Genomic DNA, 15,074 nt, shown 5'->3' with positions numbered 1-15,074 from the left:
CGTTTATGGGAGGCTCTACTATGCTCTATTACCAGCTAACCTACGTAATTGTTGCGCTGCTGATCTCCAGTGTTCTGTTGCTTACTGTGGATACTAAAATATATGCAGTCAATGCCATGCACCGGGAAAAGAAATATGCCCGCATATTAGGCTGGGTATATCTCGGTTTATTCCTGCTTCTTGGATTAGCCCAGCTGTTCTATCTATGAGCATTTACAAACCAAACCAGCAAGCCTGCCCTCTCCATAGTATTTCTTCACAGCCCATGGTATATTGAGGAGTACAATATTAAAGGACGGAGAATGCACCCATGAACTCAAGAAGAAATCCTAAAGAAACAGCCAAAAGAGGTACTCGTTCTCACAGCAAGCCTACTGGCAAGCTTAACCATAAAACTAAAACAACCGCAGCACCCAAGTCTTTTACTGTAAACGAACCTTCTGAACTGTTGCCCTTCTTACTCACCCACGTCACGGGTCGCGGACGAAATGCGATTAAATCCATCCTATCGCGTGGACAAGTGTCGGTGAATGATAAGGTAGTTACACAGCATAATTTCCAACTGCATCCGGGTCAAAACGTTACTATTGATCAAGAGAAGCCTGTACAAACAGCAGAGATGATCGGACTTAAAATCGTTCATGAGGATGAAGATCTGATCATTGTTCAAAAGGATGCTGGACTGCTATCTATCGCCACTGCGGAAGAAAATGAATTGACGGCTTACCGCCAGCTTATGGAGCATGTCCGTGTTAGCAATCCAAAAAATCGGATTTTTGTCGTACACCGTTTGGACAGAGATACATCAGGCGTAATGATGTTTGCCAAAAGCGAACGGATTCAGCAGGCATTACAAACTACGTGGAAAGATACTGTGAAGGAACGTTCTTACGTAGCGCTCGTGGAAGGCGCGGTTAAAAGACCTGAAGGCAAGATAAGCTCTTGGCTCAAAGAAACCTCAACCCTTAAAATGTATTCCAGTCCTCATGAAGGCGATGGACTACATGCAATTACACATTATAAGCTTATTCAGGCTAACCGCCATTTTTCCTTGCTAGAGGTTAAGCTCGAAACCGGACGAAAAAATCAGATTCGGGTGCATATGGCAGATATCGGCCACCCTATCGCAGGTGACAAGAAATATGGGGCAGAGACCAAAACGGTAGGAAGACTTGGTCTACATGCTCGAGTGCTCTCTTTTATTCATCCAACCACTGGAGAACTGATGACCTTTGAGAGCCCGATTCCGAAGACGTTCCTGAAATATACTGCGCCTGCGCCTACAAACTAAGAATTGAACGTATACCCACGACTGACGAGCCTTCCCCCTTATGGGAAGCTGTAACTTCTACACAAGATGCCCGGTCCATTTGGTCCTGGGCGTCTTTTTTTAACTTCCTATCACATCATGTTACAATATAAATAAACAAAGAAGGTGCCCTTATTGTTCCATCCTACTGTTTTCGATAATATTAAGATCGCCTTTGAGAACCAGATTTATGACTACGATAATTTAGACGGAATACTGGTGGTTACGGATCGCTCCGACCTTCTGAATATGGCGCTGATGTCCAGAGAGTTCAGTCTCTCCTTCCAATTAACTGCAGGCAGGAAAGTAACCGCCGAAATCCTGCTCACTTCGACCACGAAAGATCTCAGCGATGAAATCATGGAGGTTCCTAATACGGATCCCGGCTGTAATCTTTCACTTCGTTTTTATATGGAAGTCGAAGATATTCCTAGCGAATGTCAGGCGATAGACAGTATTCTAAAAGCGATCTGGGGACCTGATTTCCAGCCTGTGCAATCTTTAAGCTTCATATATGGCCAGGAAAGTGAAACTTACAATAACTGCATCGAGCTGCAATTCAAAAGACAACTTACAGAAGAACAAATGGAGGACATTCCAAACCTGCTAAGCCACCTGCTGCAAAGTGCAGAAGAACTGGAATCCTTCACGGTATAATTCCTACTTTTTAACGTTCGAACTATGGGAAAAGAGGTGTGCATGAAATGAAATTCCTGCCTGCTGCCAAAAGTAAACGTTGGTTTCTCTGGATGACCGTTTATGCCATTCTGCTATGGCTTCTTTTCCCTCTGCACCGATTTGTGATGCTGGCCCAAGAAATGGATACCACACTCTTACTGCGCTTTGCTCTTTTTTCCGTAGTAGTGGCAGGCATCGTCAACACTTTAGGCTGGCTCGGAGCACGTCTGCTCTGGGTATTTAGTACGGCGGGAATAATCATAGGCGCGGCATTTATGCTGGGCTACACCTACAAAGAGATGTCCGGTTGGGAGGATCTCGCAGGCTTCCTCGCATTTTCCTTATTTTCATGTGCCGGATTTGCACTGGGTTTATTAGCGGAAGGTATTCGTCTGCTGTATACGCGAGCATCGAAGTCTTGAATGGAAGAGGTGAAACGCTGTTGTCCAATTCTTTTCTAACCAAAAATGCATTGTCCCATTCTTTAAAAGAACTAATGGAGCATACACCGCTCAATAAAATTACTGTTAAACAACTAGTGGACCATTGCGGACTAAACAGACAAACCTTCTATTATCATTTTCAGGATATATTTGATTTGCTAGGTTGGATCTATAAGACTGAGGCTGTCGAAAGCCTCGCCCAGTATCGCAGCTACAGCACTTGGACGGACGGTTTTTATAGAATCTTCTGCTACATTGAGCGGAATAAATCCTTTTGCTGTAACACGCTAAATTCACTAGGCAGAAATCACCTGGATGCATATCTGTACGAGGTGACAAACGATCTCATCATGGGGGTTATAAACGAGCTGTCCTCCGGGATGGAGGTTTGCGAAGAAGACAAGCACTTTATAGCCAATTTCTATACGCTAGCCTTCACAGGCCTAATCATTCAGTGGATGAGAGAAGGCATGAAGGAACAGCCGCATCATATGATTGAGAAGCTAAGTGATCTAATTGAAGGGAATTTTCTGAAAGCTTTACACAAATATGAGAACCATCCGTTGTAACCTTTGGTTGCAGCGGTTTTTTTTGTCTAAAAACTAGACAGATCACCCATAATGACAAAAATCCAGACACTCTAAAGAGTTTGATTATACCTTCAAAATAGGAGTTGGTTTACATTAAGAGTGTGATTATTTAAACAACTACTTGGAGGCGACCATTGTGAAAAAAGAGTACGGTAATAGACAGGTTTATTTTGTCGGTGGCGGAATTGCATCTCTAGCGGGCGCTGCTTACCTGGTCAGAGACTGTGATTTTCCGGGACAAAACATTCACATTATTGAAGAGATGAAGATTCTTGGTGGTAGCAATGACGGCGCAGGTGACGCTGAACATGGTTACGTTGTCCGCGGCGGCCGTATGCTCAACGATGAAGCTTATGAGAATCTCTGGGAACTATTAACAACGATTCCTTCTGTCGACCGTCCGGGGTTGTCTGTGCGGGATGAAATTATTGCTTTTGATACCGCTAATCCAACACACTCAAACGCCAGACTTGTAAATAAAGACGGCAAAGTAGAAGATGTATTGTCCATGGGTTTTGATATGGCTGATCGTCTCGCTATGGGCAAGCTGATTATTACACCAGAAGATAAAATGGGTAAAGCGCGTATCAACGACTGGTTCGCCCCTCACTTTTTCACAACAAACTTCTGGTATATGTGGGCTACTACTTTTGCATTCCAACCTTGGCACAGCGCTGTAGAGTTTAAACGATATATGCTGCGTTTCTTCCATGAATTCCCAAGAATTCAAACACTGGAAGGTGTAACTCGCACTCCTTATAACCAATATGACTCCATCATTCTGCCTTTGCACAAATATCTTGAACCATTCGGTGTCGATTTCACACTGAAATGTACAGTTACTGATCTGCAGTTCAAAAAAGGTGACGGAATTACCGTAACCCAAATGAATGTAGTGCGCGAAGGTGTCAAAGATGTGATTGATGTAAAAGAAGATGATCTCGTGATTATCACAAACGGTTCTATGACCGAAGGCTCCAGCCTTGGTTCTATGACTTCTGCTCCACGCCTTAACGGCAAGGGAAGCTCGTGGAAATTATGGGAAAACATCGCTTCCAAGAAACCAAGTCTTGGCAATCCTTCTTCGTTCGATGATCATGTAGACGGTTCGAAATGGGAGTCCTTTACTGTAACTTTCCATGACTCCAAATTCTTCGATCTGATGGAAAATTTCACACGTAACCGTGCCGGCACAGGCGCTTTGGTCACTTTCAAGGATTCGAGCTGGTTTATGTCCGTTGTACTGGCTTACCAACCGCATTTCCGCAATCAGCCTGAGCATGTTAAAGTGTTCTGGGGTTACGGACTGTATCCAGACAAAGTTGGGGATTTTGTGAAAAAGAGAATGTGTGATTGTACCGGCGAAGAAATCATGCAAGAATTGATCGGTCATCTTCACTTTGAAGAACATAAGGACGAGATCATGGCTACCGCCAACTGTATTCCTTGCATGATGCCTTATATCACTTCTCAGTTCATGCCTAGACTCAATAGTGACCGACCAAAAGTTGTCCCTGAGGGTTCCACGAACCTGGCCTTTATTGGACAATTCTGTGAAATTCCAGATGACGTTGTATTCACTGAAGAATACTCCGTGAGAGCAGCGAGAATTGCGGTATATACTCTACTTGGTATCGAACGGCCTATCGAGCCAATCAACCAATATCAATACGATGTACGTACACTATTCTCAAGCTTTGTTACATCTTTCAGATAAAACAACAATCAGCGGCGAGCGCTTCCGGATATCGGGAGCGCTTGTTTTTGAGTGTGGGAAGCAACAAAAGAACAGTTTTATCAAGACAAAAAAGAGCTGAGGGCTCCTTCAGCTCTTTTGTTTTACTCGAATCCAAACTTTAAATATTGCAAGATCCATCTGCGCAGCCATCATCGGTAGATACTTCAGAATTCCCCTTACCAACCACTTGTAATGTTGGTCCTGCTTGTTCTTCCGCCCACACAGTATCCAGTACCTCTGTAAATACAGGACCTGGTTGTGCACCAGATAAAGCATATTTATTGTTGAATACAAAGAAAGGTACACCGGTAATATTAAGGCGGCTTCCTTCTTCAATATCGCCATTAACCTCATTCGCAAAAGCATCCGTCTCCAGCATTGCCGCAGCTTCCACTTGATCCAAACCAACTTCAGCAGCGAGTGATGCCAGTACACTGCGATCTCCAAGATTTAATGAATCCGTAAAGTAGGCACGCAGCAGACGTTCGGACATTTCTGCACCTTTTCCCTTTGTGCTTGCAAAATGACTCAGTCGGTGACTGTCAAAAGTGTTGGTATGCTTCACAGTATCAAAATTAAATTCCAAGCCCACATCTTTAGCTTGCTCCGCTAGTTGTGCGTTCATTGCTTTTGCTTTTTCGACGGTCATCCCGTATTTGGTAGCCAGCAGCTCATGAATACTCTTGTCTGTACTTACCTCTGCATGTGGATCCAGTTGAAAGCTACGGAATACTACCTCCACTTGATCACGGTTCGGGAATTGGCTTAGCGCATTCTCTAAACGTCTTTTGCCAATATAACAAAAAGGACATGCATAATCGGACCAGATATCTATTCTCACGAAAAAACCTCCTAATATTATTGATAATTTGTAGCTGTTATATAAGAGTAATAACTAAATATATGTCGCTTACTATTATATAGTTAAAAACTCAAAATTACAAACTTAACTTTTATTAAAATAACATTTATAGACGTGAATGTTAAAGCAAAAAGTAAACGAAAGTGGTATATACGCTCCCCTTCAGGGCAGATAGAATAAAGTTAACACCAGAAATTCCGAAGGGAGATCCCCATATGCATGATGTATCTATAGTGATACCTACCCGTAACCGTATAAACGACCTTACAGTGTGCATAGAGTCTATTAGCAAGCAGACACAGCTAGAGAGTGTCTCCATCGAGCTCTGGATTGTGGATGACGGTGAGATTCCTGAAGAAAGATTAACCTATTATCGTAACATACTGAACAAATTGCCACAGGCTGAGTTTCGATATCATCGTAAGACTAATCCGGGACTCTGGCTTTCCCGTTATGAGTCACTTGGACTAGTAAATGCTGAAATTGTGCTTCATTTAGACGATGATGCAGAATTAGATGATTCCTTATATATTCGACGATTACTTGATACTTATGCAGCGGACGATTCAATTGTCGGTGTAGGCGGTGTGGCAAAAGGCATGCGCAGCAGCAAACCGGGCCGGCTGTTTGGCATGCTGACCGGACAAATGTCCGGATCCCCGGGCAGATTATCCCCAAGCATGTTTGCAGGCTCCCTATTCCTCTGGGGAGAGAAAGAGCAGGTTTTTGAGACGGATTTTTTTCACGGCTGTAATATGTCATTCCGGCGCTCAGCATTACAAGATATGAAACCCTATCCCTGGATGACAAGTTACTCCATTGCCGAAGATATTTACTTGTCCCATTTGGCTAGCCGTTATGGCAAGCTTGTCATTAACCCAGCTATGAAAATCATTCATCATGAGTCGCCGGGTTCTCGGGATAAGGCGGGCGTTGTTGCAAGAGCTACTGCCATCAATCATTATTATCTGCTCAACTTACGTAAAGCACCTCCTATGAATTATGCCGCATTGATCTGGACGTTAACCTGTCTGACAGGCAAAGAAACTCTCAAACGAAATTTTAAAGCTGTTAGCGGTTATGCCAAGGGAATCCTTTTCGTAATGAATCCTCGTAAAAACAAATACCGTGAATACATGCTAGATTAGCTTAATAGCTACCTCTATATCCACAGCGTTGCTCCGAATCAGATTGCGGGGCTTTTTTTTCGTGCAGACGGAGTTGTACCTAAATATGCCATGAAATTAATTTCCATCAACTTCTGATCTAGGGTATGATAGTGATAATGTGTTTTAGAAACTAACTTTATGGATGGTGGAATATGTTTAAGAACAAAAAAACGACGTTGATCCTCGTTGTTATCCTCATCGTCGTCATAGCTGTCGGCGCTTGGCTAATTACTAAAAATAAGGATGACAAAGCGACGGAAACACCGGGTGGCGCAACAGCTTCAGGAAAAGGCGAAGCCAAGTCACTCTCACAGACCTTTTATATCTATGACACGGTCGTGAATATCAAAGTGTTCGGAGAAAATGTAGCCCAAAAAAATATGGATGATATCCAGCAAATGCTGGAGCGAATGGATATGGAGCTTAGCCGTACAAAAGAAGGCGGCGAGGTTTACGCAGTCAATCAAGCAGCAGGAAAAGAAGCGGTTGTCGTTTCGGACGAGACCTTAGATGTTGTAAAACAATCGGTGCAATATGCAAAAGAAATGGATGGGCTATTCGATCCCACGATTGGTCCGCTGATCGACCTCTGGAACATCGGTAGTGGCGGGGATAAAGTCCCTGATCCAGCAGCTATCGATGCAGCCAAGAGCCTAACCAATTACAGGGACGTTGAAATTGACGAAGCTGCTAAGACCGTGAAGCTATTGAAGGAAAATATGGTACTGGATCTTGGAGGTATCGGCAAAGGGTATGCTGCTGACCGTATCGCTGATTATTTAAAAGAGCAAGGCCTTAACAGTGCAATGATCAACCTCGGCGGCAGCAGTATTATTGCGTTAGGTACGAAACCAAACGGAACGGATTGGAATATTGGCCTGCAAGACCCTGACCAAAGCCGCGGCACGCAGCTAGGAACGATTAAAATCGCGGATGAGGTCATCGATGCTTCTGGTGTTTATGAACGTTATTTTATGCAAGACAATGTTCGTTACCACCATATTCTTGATCCACGCACAGGTTATCCTTCTCAGAACGGTCTCAAAAGCTTGACCATTATGAGCCCTAATGCAACAGATGCGGACGCTTTGTCCACTGGGGTGTTCTTGATGGGGATCGAAGAAGGTATGAAATATCTGGAGTCGTTACCTGAAGATGTAGAAGCTTTCTTTATTACCGATGACAACAAAATCTACGCCACACCAGGCATTAAAGAAAGAATGAATCTGACTGACCCTACGTACAGCTTCGCTGATTAAACGAAAAGAGCTTGCCCCCTTAAAGCCGTTATTGGCTTTGGGAGGCAAGCTCTTTTATTGTGGATAAAGGTTCTTTGGCGTGGCTGAGGGATATTCATCGCCCATTCATCGCCCAGCAGCCTGATAATCAGGGAATTCCTCCCTAAAATCATTAGATTTTTTCAAGGTGAACCTTCGATTAGGGAAAACCTCCCTAAAAATCATCCGAATATGGCTATAACCTTGCTTATTTAGGTTTTATTAGGGAGGAATTCCCCAATAACCTCAATTTCGCGCTTTAATCGGTTAATTTCAGGGAGGTTTTCCCTAATTAATTCCCGATCAAGATTTTTGCAGCACCAAAGGCAACTCGCTAAATTCCTTATAATTCGTGAAAATATAACTAGGCTTATGATCCGTAGCCGGCTGTCTGCCTCTCGGATTATACCAGCAGACCTTCCAGCCAGCCGCAAGCGCTCCTACTACATCATTAGCCCAAGTATCACCTATATAAAGCGAATGGTCTGGTGAAGTGCCAGACTTCTGATTTACATGCAAAAAGAGTTGCGGATCTGGTTTGGCCAGACCTACAGCGTCAGAAATAAAAATCATCTCCTCGGGGATCATCTGATCCAGACCTAATCCGCGAATCTTTTTCATTTGATGATCTTTGGGTCCATTCGTAATGATGCCTACTTTATGACCAGCAGCAATGAACCTTTCCAATTGCTCCCGAACTCCATCTATCATTTGAATGGTGTACTGACGGCCAATGTATGCCGCTTGTACCGCCGTGGCTTGGTCACGATCAAGCTGTAAACCATACTCTGCAAAAGCAAGCTCCAATCGGCGTACCCTTGTCTCCTCCAGCGGAATTTCTCCACGTAAATACATAGGCCATAATACATCACTATGATGTCTTACTTTATAAAATAATTCCGCAAAGTCCAGACTGCTCTCATCCGGTTTAAGTACTTGACGCACCGCTTCTTTAAATGGAACCAAATGATCATATAAGGTATCATCAAGGTCAAAAAAGATTGCCAACTTATTACTTGTATCCACTTTAACGCCCCTTACTCGTCTTTCTCTCTAGCTTTAGAAAAAAAGGTTATAGGTATAAAAATCATCATCCCGAATGTAGCCATGCGCTTCATATAAGCGCTGTGCCCCCACATTCGCCGTCATTGTTGTCAGGGACAAGCCCTTGGTATTCGTTGCGAGCGCATGAGCTCTGGCACTTTCCAGCAGCTTGGAGCCGAGCCCATGTCCCCGCAGTTCTGTAGTTACATATAGATCATTCAATATCCAGAGACGCTCCATAGAGACCGATGAAAAAGAGGGATAGAGCTGAGTGAAGCCCCACGCTCTTTTCTCCTCGCCTTCTCCCTCCACCGCAATAAAGATTACCGATTCGTTCAGCTTCAATCGATCTGATAAAAAAGCACGTGCACCATCCAGATCAGAGACTGCCCCATAAAATACCCGATACTCATTAAACAATGGGATAAACCGTTCCAAATCATCATAGATCACACGTTCAATACGATAGTTGTTCATCCTCAGCGCTCACTTTCCGGCTTGGGCCGTTTTAACGTTATTGTATATTTCAGCCGTTCCGTGCACCATGGAGCGAACGCCAGATCATTTGGACAATTATTCTTATTCTTTGGAATCGTAGAACACATGCCGGGCACTGACTTTACCCTCTTCGATATCCAAAATTCCGAAGGAATACAGTTTCTCACGTCGTTTATCTGTTGGCGATCCTGGATTAAAGAGCAGAATCCCATTCTCTTCCCGCAATAAAGGCTGATGCGAATGACCAAAAAGAATACAATCCACCTTATCGTTCGCAAAAGCAAGCAGCGCATTCCCGTCCGTTCCTTTGCGGGAGTGTGGCGTATGACCATGGACCATTCCGATCCGGACTCCCTCAAGCGTTAGCAGCTTACGCTCCCCGAAACGCTCGATGATCTCTATTCCATCGTTATTCCCAGCAATCCCTTCCACTGGAGCCAATTCAGCCAACAAATCGTAGATTCCCATACTCACCCAATCTCCAAGATGCAGAATCAAGTCTACATTCCGGAATTCAGCAATAAGTGCTTTGGGCAGAGACTTAGCCATTCTTGTCATATGTGTATCTGATACCACGCCTACTTTCATATAACTCAGCTCCTAATCTATCATACTCATCTCATATTCAAATAATTGTACGATTTGCTTAAACGAGAAGCAAGTTCTGTGACTTCTCCCACGCAGAAAAGCCGGGTACACCCCACTAACAGAGGGCATATCCGGCTGCCATTAAGTAATCCAAAGAAATCATTTACGCTTACTACCTTCTATAGTATTTAGCTTCCCGACTCAGTTTTCTCTATCCTGCCAATTCCATAATCTTACTTCCTCTACATGAATATTGCTGACCCATTTTTCTTCCTTTAACTTGAGCAACTCTTTAACCGGACCGGTTACGACAGCTCCATACAGCCTAACTCCGTTCTTCTCCAGATAACTAATGGAGTCATCCAGATCAATAAACGGAATTACCTTGTTGGCGATCGATTTATGCTCCTGCATTAAGTGCAGTGTCTTAAGGAAGTTCGCATTACGAAGTTCACCATCCCCATATGAGTCAACAGATGGAGAAACACTCGTGCGGCTAGTCACCCCTCCAAACCAACCCCACTTTTTCTTTGACTCTTGTGTCACCTTCATATCATCGGCATGCCAGATGGGCGTACTTGGAAATCCTAAGGGATCATTTATTACTGGCTCTTGTGTCCTTGGACCTGTATCTGCTGCGAACCATAAAAGCTCAAGATTTTTATGCTGAAACTTCTTCAATAGCTCATCTGTCGTAAAAAATTGTTCAAAAGACAAATAGGCTTCTCCTACCGTACCTTCAGGGAGCTTTTCTAGTTTTTCCCACTCACTGCTGTCATCCATCCTATTTTCTGCAGACTGGTTCTCAGTGGGATATATAAAGTAATTACCTGTCCCACTGCGTTCATATGTCCATGAATAACTATAGATTCTAGGCCAGCCTAATAGAAACTTCATCGAATAATCTCCAACATTAATCCGCGCATCACCAATTTGTTTTATTATTCCGCCCTGCAGATTCATACTAAAAAACGGTCCGGAATCGCTACTCAAATGGACGATTGTGTTCGGCTGTGAAACAGCAATTGCGGAAGAAACGACATCACGGTAAGTCTCCCCTCTTCCTCCAGTGCTATAAAATACCGCTGTGATGATACTGCTGACAATCAAAAAAATCAAAAACGCAGAAATCACCGTTAAAGTATTTGATATGCGTGCTTTCCACTTGCCACGGCGGATGATCTTTTTTTCTTTGCCGGGTCTGTTTCTTTTACCCTTTCCGGATTTCATGCTCTTCTCCTCATCTGAAGCCGGCTTTTCTTCGCCCATGAGTTCATCCAGATAAGCCTGGTAAGCTTCCATCTTCTCTAGCTCACGTACAACCTCATCCCTATCCTCATCAGCAAGAGTGCCTTCGCCATACCTTCTTAACTTCTCCTTAAACTCTTCACTCATGTTCATTTCTCCTCCGCTCTGCCTCACGCAGCTTCTGTCTGGCCCGAAAGATCAATATCTTATATTGGGACAAGCCCACATCCATAATGTCCGATGCTTCCCGATAACTCAGCCCATGAAAATCATGCAGCAGCAGTGCATTTCTCTGATTGTCCGGTAGCTCACCTACCGCTATCCTCATCTCTTCCCAACGTTCCTGATGAAGCAGTGTGCTTTCTGTGGTATCTGGATGAGCAAGCTTTTTGAAATAATCCTCACTCTGAACTGTACTGCGGCCTTCCTTTCGCTTGTAATCTACGAAGGCGTTATAAGCGACACGGAACAACCATGGCTTAATCTTCTCTTCTTTACAATCCTCCAAATGTAGATAAGCGCGATAAAAGGTTTCTTGCATCAAATCTTCAGCCGCATAATGATCACCACAAAGGGAGCGCAAATAGCGGTAAATATCCATCACATACATCTGATATATTTCATCCAATGACTTTCGCTTCATGCACTCCCCCCTTAACCTAACCACGTATCCCAGCCTGAAAAGTTACAGATAAATTTAGCAACTAGTATGAATATACCAGTAATTCCATGGAAAAAAGCGAAAAAAGCCTGCTGGCAAGGAGTATTACTCCTGCCAACAGGCTTTTTAATTCACCAAGTTACTCTGCTTACAGAACAACTTCAACTTCTTTGAGCATTTCGCTAACGGATATTAAACCGCCACCGGACAAATACCAGTAGTTAGGATCCAAGTAAATGATTTTACCGTTTTTAAAGGCATTTGTGTTCTTCACTAGATCGTTTTCAACTGCTTTTTTAGCTGAGCCGGATTCGCCGCCATCACTCTTCACAGCCGCATCTCTGTCCACTACAAACAGATAATCCGGGTTCTTATCCGCTACATATTCGTAGGATACGCTTTGTCCGTGAGTGGATACTTCAATTTTATCATCAGCCTGTGCAAATCCGAACACATCATGGATAATCCCAAAACGGGAACCTGCACCGTAAGCACTGATTTTGCCTTCATTCGCAAGAATAACAAGTGCTTTTTTGCCATCAGCTGTTGCCTTCGTATTCAAAGCTTTGATGGAATCATTGATAGTCGCAAGCTCAGTTTCTACTTCTGCTTCTTTTCCAAAAATTTGACCCAGCATTTTCACGTTATTCGTAAAAGATTCCATGTAGTTTGCATTATCTACAGCCACATACAGAGTAGGTGCAATTTTGCTGAATTCTTCATAAGAATCCTGTTGTCTGCCGGAAATGATGATCAGGTCCGGAGAAAGACTGTTTATTTTTTCGAAGTCAGGCTCTTTCAAACCCCCAACATTCTCATATTTAGCATCGTTATATTTAGAGAGATAAGCCGGTACATTACTTTGAGGCACTCCAGTCACCTCTACACCCAGTTTATCCAGCGTATCCAGTGTACCGAAGTCAAAAACAACCACTTTTTGCGGATTGCTTTTGATAGTTGTTTCGCCAAGCGCATGCTTGAAAGTAAGCTCTGTCGGTGCTGTAGTTGCTTCCGTTGTTGGTGCAGTAGTAGCCTCCGAATTGCCTGCCGCTGCTGTGTTGTTATTTGAAGTTGCTGCATTATTGGAGCCACAAGCCGCCAAGATTACCGCAAGAAATACTGTCATAATCAGTAAAGATAAGTTCTTCTTCAACGTATTCACCCCTAATTTTTATAGTGAAGCTATTTGAATTATTCGCGTATGCGTTAAGAAGCTGGCGCCTTTCACTTCTTACGTTACGTCATAATAATATCCGCATTGTAATAGTTACCTTTTTAGAAATAGACACCGATTTTTCGGCCTCCTATAGTTTCAATAGGAATGTCCATGTCATATACCTCTTTAAGAACTGCAGAATCTATAATTTCATCCGCTGTACCCGAGGAAGCTACTCTTCCATTTTTAAGCGCAACAATGTAGTCAGAGTAACAAGAAGCAAAGTTAATATCGTGGATAACGAGCACAATCGTCTTCCCCTTCTCGTCTACCAAGCGGCGAAGCACCTTCATAATTTGGACGGAATGCTTCATATCGAGGTTGTTGAGCGGTTCGTCGAGCAGAATGTACTCTGTATCCTGAGCCATGACCATGGCAATATATGCCCGCTGGCGTTGCCCTCCACTGAGCTGATCAATATATTTATCCTGCATTTCCTGGAGATCCATGTAAGCAATCGCTTCGTCAACGAACGCCCGATCCTCCGGACTCAGCTTCCCCTGTGAATACGGGAATCTCCCAAAAGAAACGAGCTCCTTCACAGTGAGGCGTACGCTAATATGATTGGACTGCTTTAACACCGATATTTTACGAGCAAGCTCATTACTTTTGCAGGTACCGATTTCCTTACCTTCGATCAGCACCTCTCCCGCGTCTTTGGAGATAAGTCTGCTGATCATGGAGAGCAGTGTACTTTTACCCGCACCATTTGGTCCGATAAACGAGGTGATTGCACCCTTTTTAATGGACAAGGACACATCATCAACGACGGTTACTCCGCCATAACGTTTGGTTAAATTTTTAACTTCTACCACGACTTATTCTCCTTTAACAGCAGATAGACGAAGTAGACGCCGCCTGCAAAATTGATAATCACACTAACCGTAGTATTGAATCCAAAAACACGTTCGACCAGGAACTGCCCGCCGACAAGCGCAACAATGCTCAGCAGAATCGTTCCAGGAATCAGATAAGCATGCTTATAGGTACGGAACAACTGGTGTCCCACATTAGCTACCAACAAACCTAAGAAAGTGATTGGCCCCACTAAAGCCGTCGAGATCGAAACGTAGATAGATACAATAACTAGCAGCCTTTTGACCACATAGTCATAATTGATGCCCAGATTAATGGCTTCATCTTTTCCAAGCGAAATAACATCCAAATACTTAACAAATCGCAGGAAGTACAACGTAGTTAGCGTCAGGACAATGGTGGAAAGAATCAATAGGTCACTGCTGACATTGTTGAAGCTGGCGAACATTTTCCCCTGTAGAATCAGGAATTCGTTCGGATCAATAAGCACTTCCATAAAAGAAGACGCGCTCTGGAACATCGTCCCCATGATCAGCCCTACCAGCAGCAGGAAATAAATATTTTGTCCTTCCCTACGGAACATTAGCTTATACAATACGCCTGAAAACAGGACCATGAGGCACGCAGAGAACAAGAAGTTGATGTTTTTATTCATAAAGGTCATATTCGATGAACCTAAGGCATAAACACCGAACGTCTGGATTAACATGTACAGGGAATCGAGCCCGAGAATACTTGGTGTCAAAATACGATTGTTCGTGATGCTCTGAAAAACTACGGTAGAGACAGCTATCACAGCTCCGGTAATCAGAATGGCCGCCAGCTTTCTTCCCCGGCTGGGCAGAACGTAGTCCCAATTTCCCAAAGCATGATACGTCATAAACAAGACGATGAGGGCGACAGCACTTATAGATAATATAGTTAGTTTTGTCTTCAT

At 43.6% G+C, this 15,074-nt stretch carries 17 protein-coding genes; 8 read left to right on the top strand and 9 right to left on the bottom strand.

The window, feature by feature from the left end; all coding sequences use genetic code 11:
- Positions 1 to 20: 20 nt before the first annotated feature.
- The 6 genes from MHH63_RS26310 (at position 21) to MHH63_RS26285 (ending at position 4,737) form a co-directional block, all read left to right on the top strand.
- On the top strand, positions 21 to 209 hold the full coding sequence (locus MHH63_RS26310; protein WP_248547827.1) for a CLC_0170 family protein: 189 nt from the start codon (positions 21 to 23) through the stop codon (positions 207 to 209).
- A gap of 101 nt (positions 210 to 310) precedes the next feature.
- On the top strand, positions 311 to 1,291 hold the full coding sequence (locus tag MHH63_RS26305; RefSeq protein WP_076128083.1) for an RluA family pseudouridine synthase: 981 nt from the start codon (positions 311 to 313) through the stop codon (positions 1,289 to 1,291).
- A gap of 153 nt (positions 1,292 to 1,444) precedes the next feature.
- Positions 1,445 to 1,966, top strand: coding sequence for a hypothetical protein (locus tag MHH63_RS26300; protein ID WP_076193016.1), 522 nt, complete (start codon positions 1,445 to 1,447; stop codon positions 1,964 to 1,966).
- Positions 1,967 to 2,013: 47 nt separating this feature from the next.
- The gene (locus tag MHH63_RS26295) at positions 2,014 to 2,409 is read left to right on the top strand and encodes a hypothetical protein (RefSeq protein ID WP_076185711.1); all 396 of its coding nucleotides are present in this window, start codon (positions 2,014 to 2,016) and stop codon (positions 2,407 to 2,409) included.
- Complete coding sequence (locus tag MHH63_RS26290) at positions 2,406 to 2,999, top strand: TetR/AcrR family transcriptional regulator (protein WP_232061171.1); 594 nt, start codon at positions 2,406 to 2,408, stop codon at positions 2,997 to 2,999. The genes MHH63_RS26295 and MHH63_RS26290 overlap by 4 nt, the downstream gene beginning before the upstream one ends.
- Before the next feature lie 157 nt (positions 3,000 to 3,156).
- Positions 3,157 to 4,737 carry an oleate hydratase gene (locus tag MHH63_RS26285; RefSeq protein WP_076128088.1) on the top strand — a complete coding sequence of 527 codons (1,581 nt, stop codon included), beginning with the start codon at positions 3,157 to 3,159 and terminating at the stop codon, positions 4,735 to 4,737.
- Between the two features lie 139 nt (positions 4,738 to 4,876).
- Here MHH63_RS26285 and MHH63_RS26280 read toward each other — a convergent pair whose 3' ends face one another.
- Complete coding sequence (locus MHH63_RS26280) at positions 4,877 to 5,599, bottom strand: DsbA family oxidoreductase (protein ID WP_076137479.1); 723 nt, start codon at positions 5,597 to 5,599, stop codon at positions 4,877 to 4,879.
- A gap of 236 nt (positions 5,600 to 5,835) precedes the next feature.
- Here MHH63_RS26280 and MHH63_RS26275 point away from each other — a divergent pair, with 236 nt between their 5' ends.
- Together MHH63_RS26275 and MHH63_RS26270 are read left to right on the top strand one after the other, a co-directional pair.
- Positions 5,836 to 6,768, top strand: coding sequence for a glycosyltransferase family 2 protein (locus MHH63_RS26275; RefSeq protein ID WP_339281783.1), 933 nt, complete (start codon positions 5,836 to 5,838; stop codon positions 6,766 to 6,768).
- A gap of 173 nt (positions 6,769 to 6,941) precedes the next feature.
- A complete protein-coding gene (locus MHH63_RS26270) occupies positions 6,942 to 8,048 on the top strand; it encodes an FAD:protein FMN transferase (protein WP_248547829.1) in 1,107 nt (368 codons plus the stop codon).
- Between the two features lie 321 nt (positions 8,049 to 8,369).
- Here MHH63_RS26270 and MHH63_RS26265 read toward each other — a convergent pair whose 3' ends face one another.
- From MHH63_RS26265 to MHH63_RS26230, 8 genes are all read right to left on the bottom strand, one after another.
- Positions 8,370 to 9,092, bottom strand: a complete 723-nt coding sequence (locus MHH63_RS26265; protein ID WP_076147446.1) for an HAD family hydrolase — start codon at positions 9,090 to 9,092, stop codon at positions 8,370 to 8,372.
- Positions 9,093 to 9,125: 33 nt separating this feature from the next.
- Positions 9,126 to 9,587: a GNAT family N-acetyltransferase gene (locus MHH63_RS26260; protein WP_339281782.1), complete on the bottom strand. Its 462-nt coding sequence runs from the start codon at positions 9,585 to 9,587 to the stop codon at positions 9,126 to 9,128.
- A gap of 102 nt (positions 9,588 to 9,689) precedes the next feature.
- Positions 9,690 to 10,196, bottom strand: coding sequence for a metallophosphoesterase family protein (locus tag MHH63_RS26255; protein WP_339281781.1), 507 nt, complete (start codon positions 10,194 to 10,196; stop codon positions 9,690 to 9,692).
- A 201-nt stretch (positions 10,197 to 10,397) separates the two neighbouring features.
- Positions 10,398 to 11,591: an anti-sigma factor gene (locus MHH63_RS26250; protein ID WP_339281780.1), complete on the bottom strand. Its 1,194-nt coding sequence runs from the start codon at positions 11,589 to 11,591 to the stop codon at positions 10,398 to 10,400.
- Complete coding sequence (locus MHH63_RS26245; RefSeq protein WP_036681849.1) at positions 11,584 to 12,087, bottom strand: sigma-70 family RNA polymerase sigma factor; 504 nt, start codon at positions 12,085 to 12,087, stop codon at positions 11,584 to 11,586. Before MHH63_RS26245 ends, MHH63_RS26250 begins: the two co-directional genes overlap by 8 nt.
- A 166-nt stretch (positions 12,088 to 12,253) precedes the next feature.
- On the bottom strand, positions 12,254 to 13,258 hold the full coding sequence (locus MHH63_RS26240; protein WP_269473479.1) for a siderophore ABC transporter substrate-binding protein: 1,005 nt from the start codon (positions 13,256 to 13,258) through the stop codon (positions 12,254 to 12,256).
- A gap of 122 nt (positions 13,259 to 13,380) precedes the next feature.
- Positions 13,381 to 14,136 carry an iron ABC transporter ATP-binding protein gene (locus MHH63_RS26235; RefSeq protein ID WP_036681845.1) on the bottom strand — a complete coding sequence of 252 codons (756 nt, stop codon included), beginning with the start codon at positions 14,134 to 14,136 and terminating at the stop codon, positions 13,381 to 13,383.
- On the bottom strand, positions 14,130 to 15,074 hold the full coding sequence (locus MHH63_RS26230; RefSeq protein WP_036681842.1) for an iron chelate uptake ABC transporter family permease subunit: 945 nt from the start codon (positions 15,072 to 15,074) through the stop codon (positions 14,130 to 14,132). Before MHH63_RS26230 ends, MHH63_RS26235 begins: the two co-directional genes overlap by 7 nt.

The organism is Paenibacillus sp. FSL H3-0310 (assembly GCF_038002785.1).
Classification (GTDB): domain Bacteria; phylum Bacillota; class Bacilli; order Paenibacillales; family Paenibacillaceae; genus Paenibacillus_AQ; species Paenibacillus_AQ odorifer.
Note: the sequence above shows the minus strand (reverse complement) of the source record. Positions and strands in the feature narration are given on the sequence as shown.

What these genes read in the sequence shown, in the direction of transcription:
- MHH63_RS26260 (WP_339281782.1), bottom strand. Translation starts at nt 9,587, where the DNA reads ATGAACAACTATCGTATTGAACGTGTGATCTATGATGATTTGGAACGG.
- MHH63_RS26250 (WP_339281780.1), bottom strand. Translation starts at nt 11,591, where the DNA reads ATGAGTGAAGAGTTTAAGGAGAAGTTAAGAAGGTATGGCGAAGGCACT.
- MHH63_RS26295 (WP_076185711.1), top strand. Translation starts at nt 2,014, where the DNA reads ATGAAATTCCTGCCTGCTGCCAAAAGTAAACGTTGGTTTCTCTGGATG.
- MHH63_RS26270 (WP_248547829.1), top strand. Translation starts at nt 6,942, where the DNA reads ATGTTTAAGAACAAAAAAACGACGTTGATCCTCGTTGTTATCCTCATC.
- MHH63_RS26310 (WP_248547827.1), top strand. Translation starts at nt 21, where the DNA reads ATGCTCTATTACCAGCTAACCTACGTAATTGTTGCGCTGCTGATCTCC.
- MHH63_RS26255 (WP_339281781.1), bottom strand. Translation starts at nt 10,196, where the DNA reads ATGAAAGTAGGCGTGGTATCAGATACACATATGACAAGAATGGCTAAG.
- MHH63_RS26305 (WP_076128083.1), top strand. Translation starts at nt 311, where the DNA reads ATGAACTCAAGAAGAAATCCTAAAGAAACAGCCAAAAGAGGTACTCGT.
- MHH63_RS26245 (WP_036681849.1), bottom strand. Translation starts at nt 12,087, where the DNA reads ATGAAGCGAAAGTCATTGGATGAAATATATCAGATGTATGTGATGGAT.
- MHH63_RS26230 (WP_036681842.1), bottom strand. Translation starts at nt 15,074, where the DNA reads ATGAAGACAAAACTAACTATATTATCTATAAGTGCTGTCGCCCTCATC.
- MHH63_RS26275 (WP_339281783.1), top strand. Translation starts at nt 5,836, where the DNA reads ATGCATGATGTATCTATAGTGATACCTACCCGTAACCGTATAAACGAC.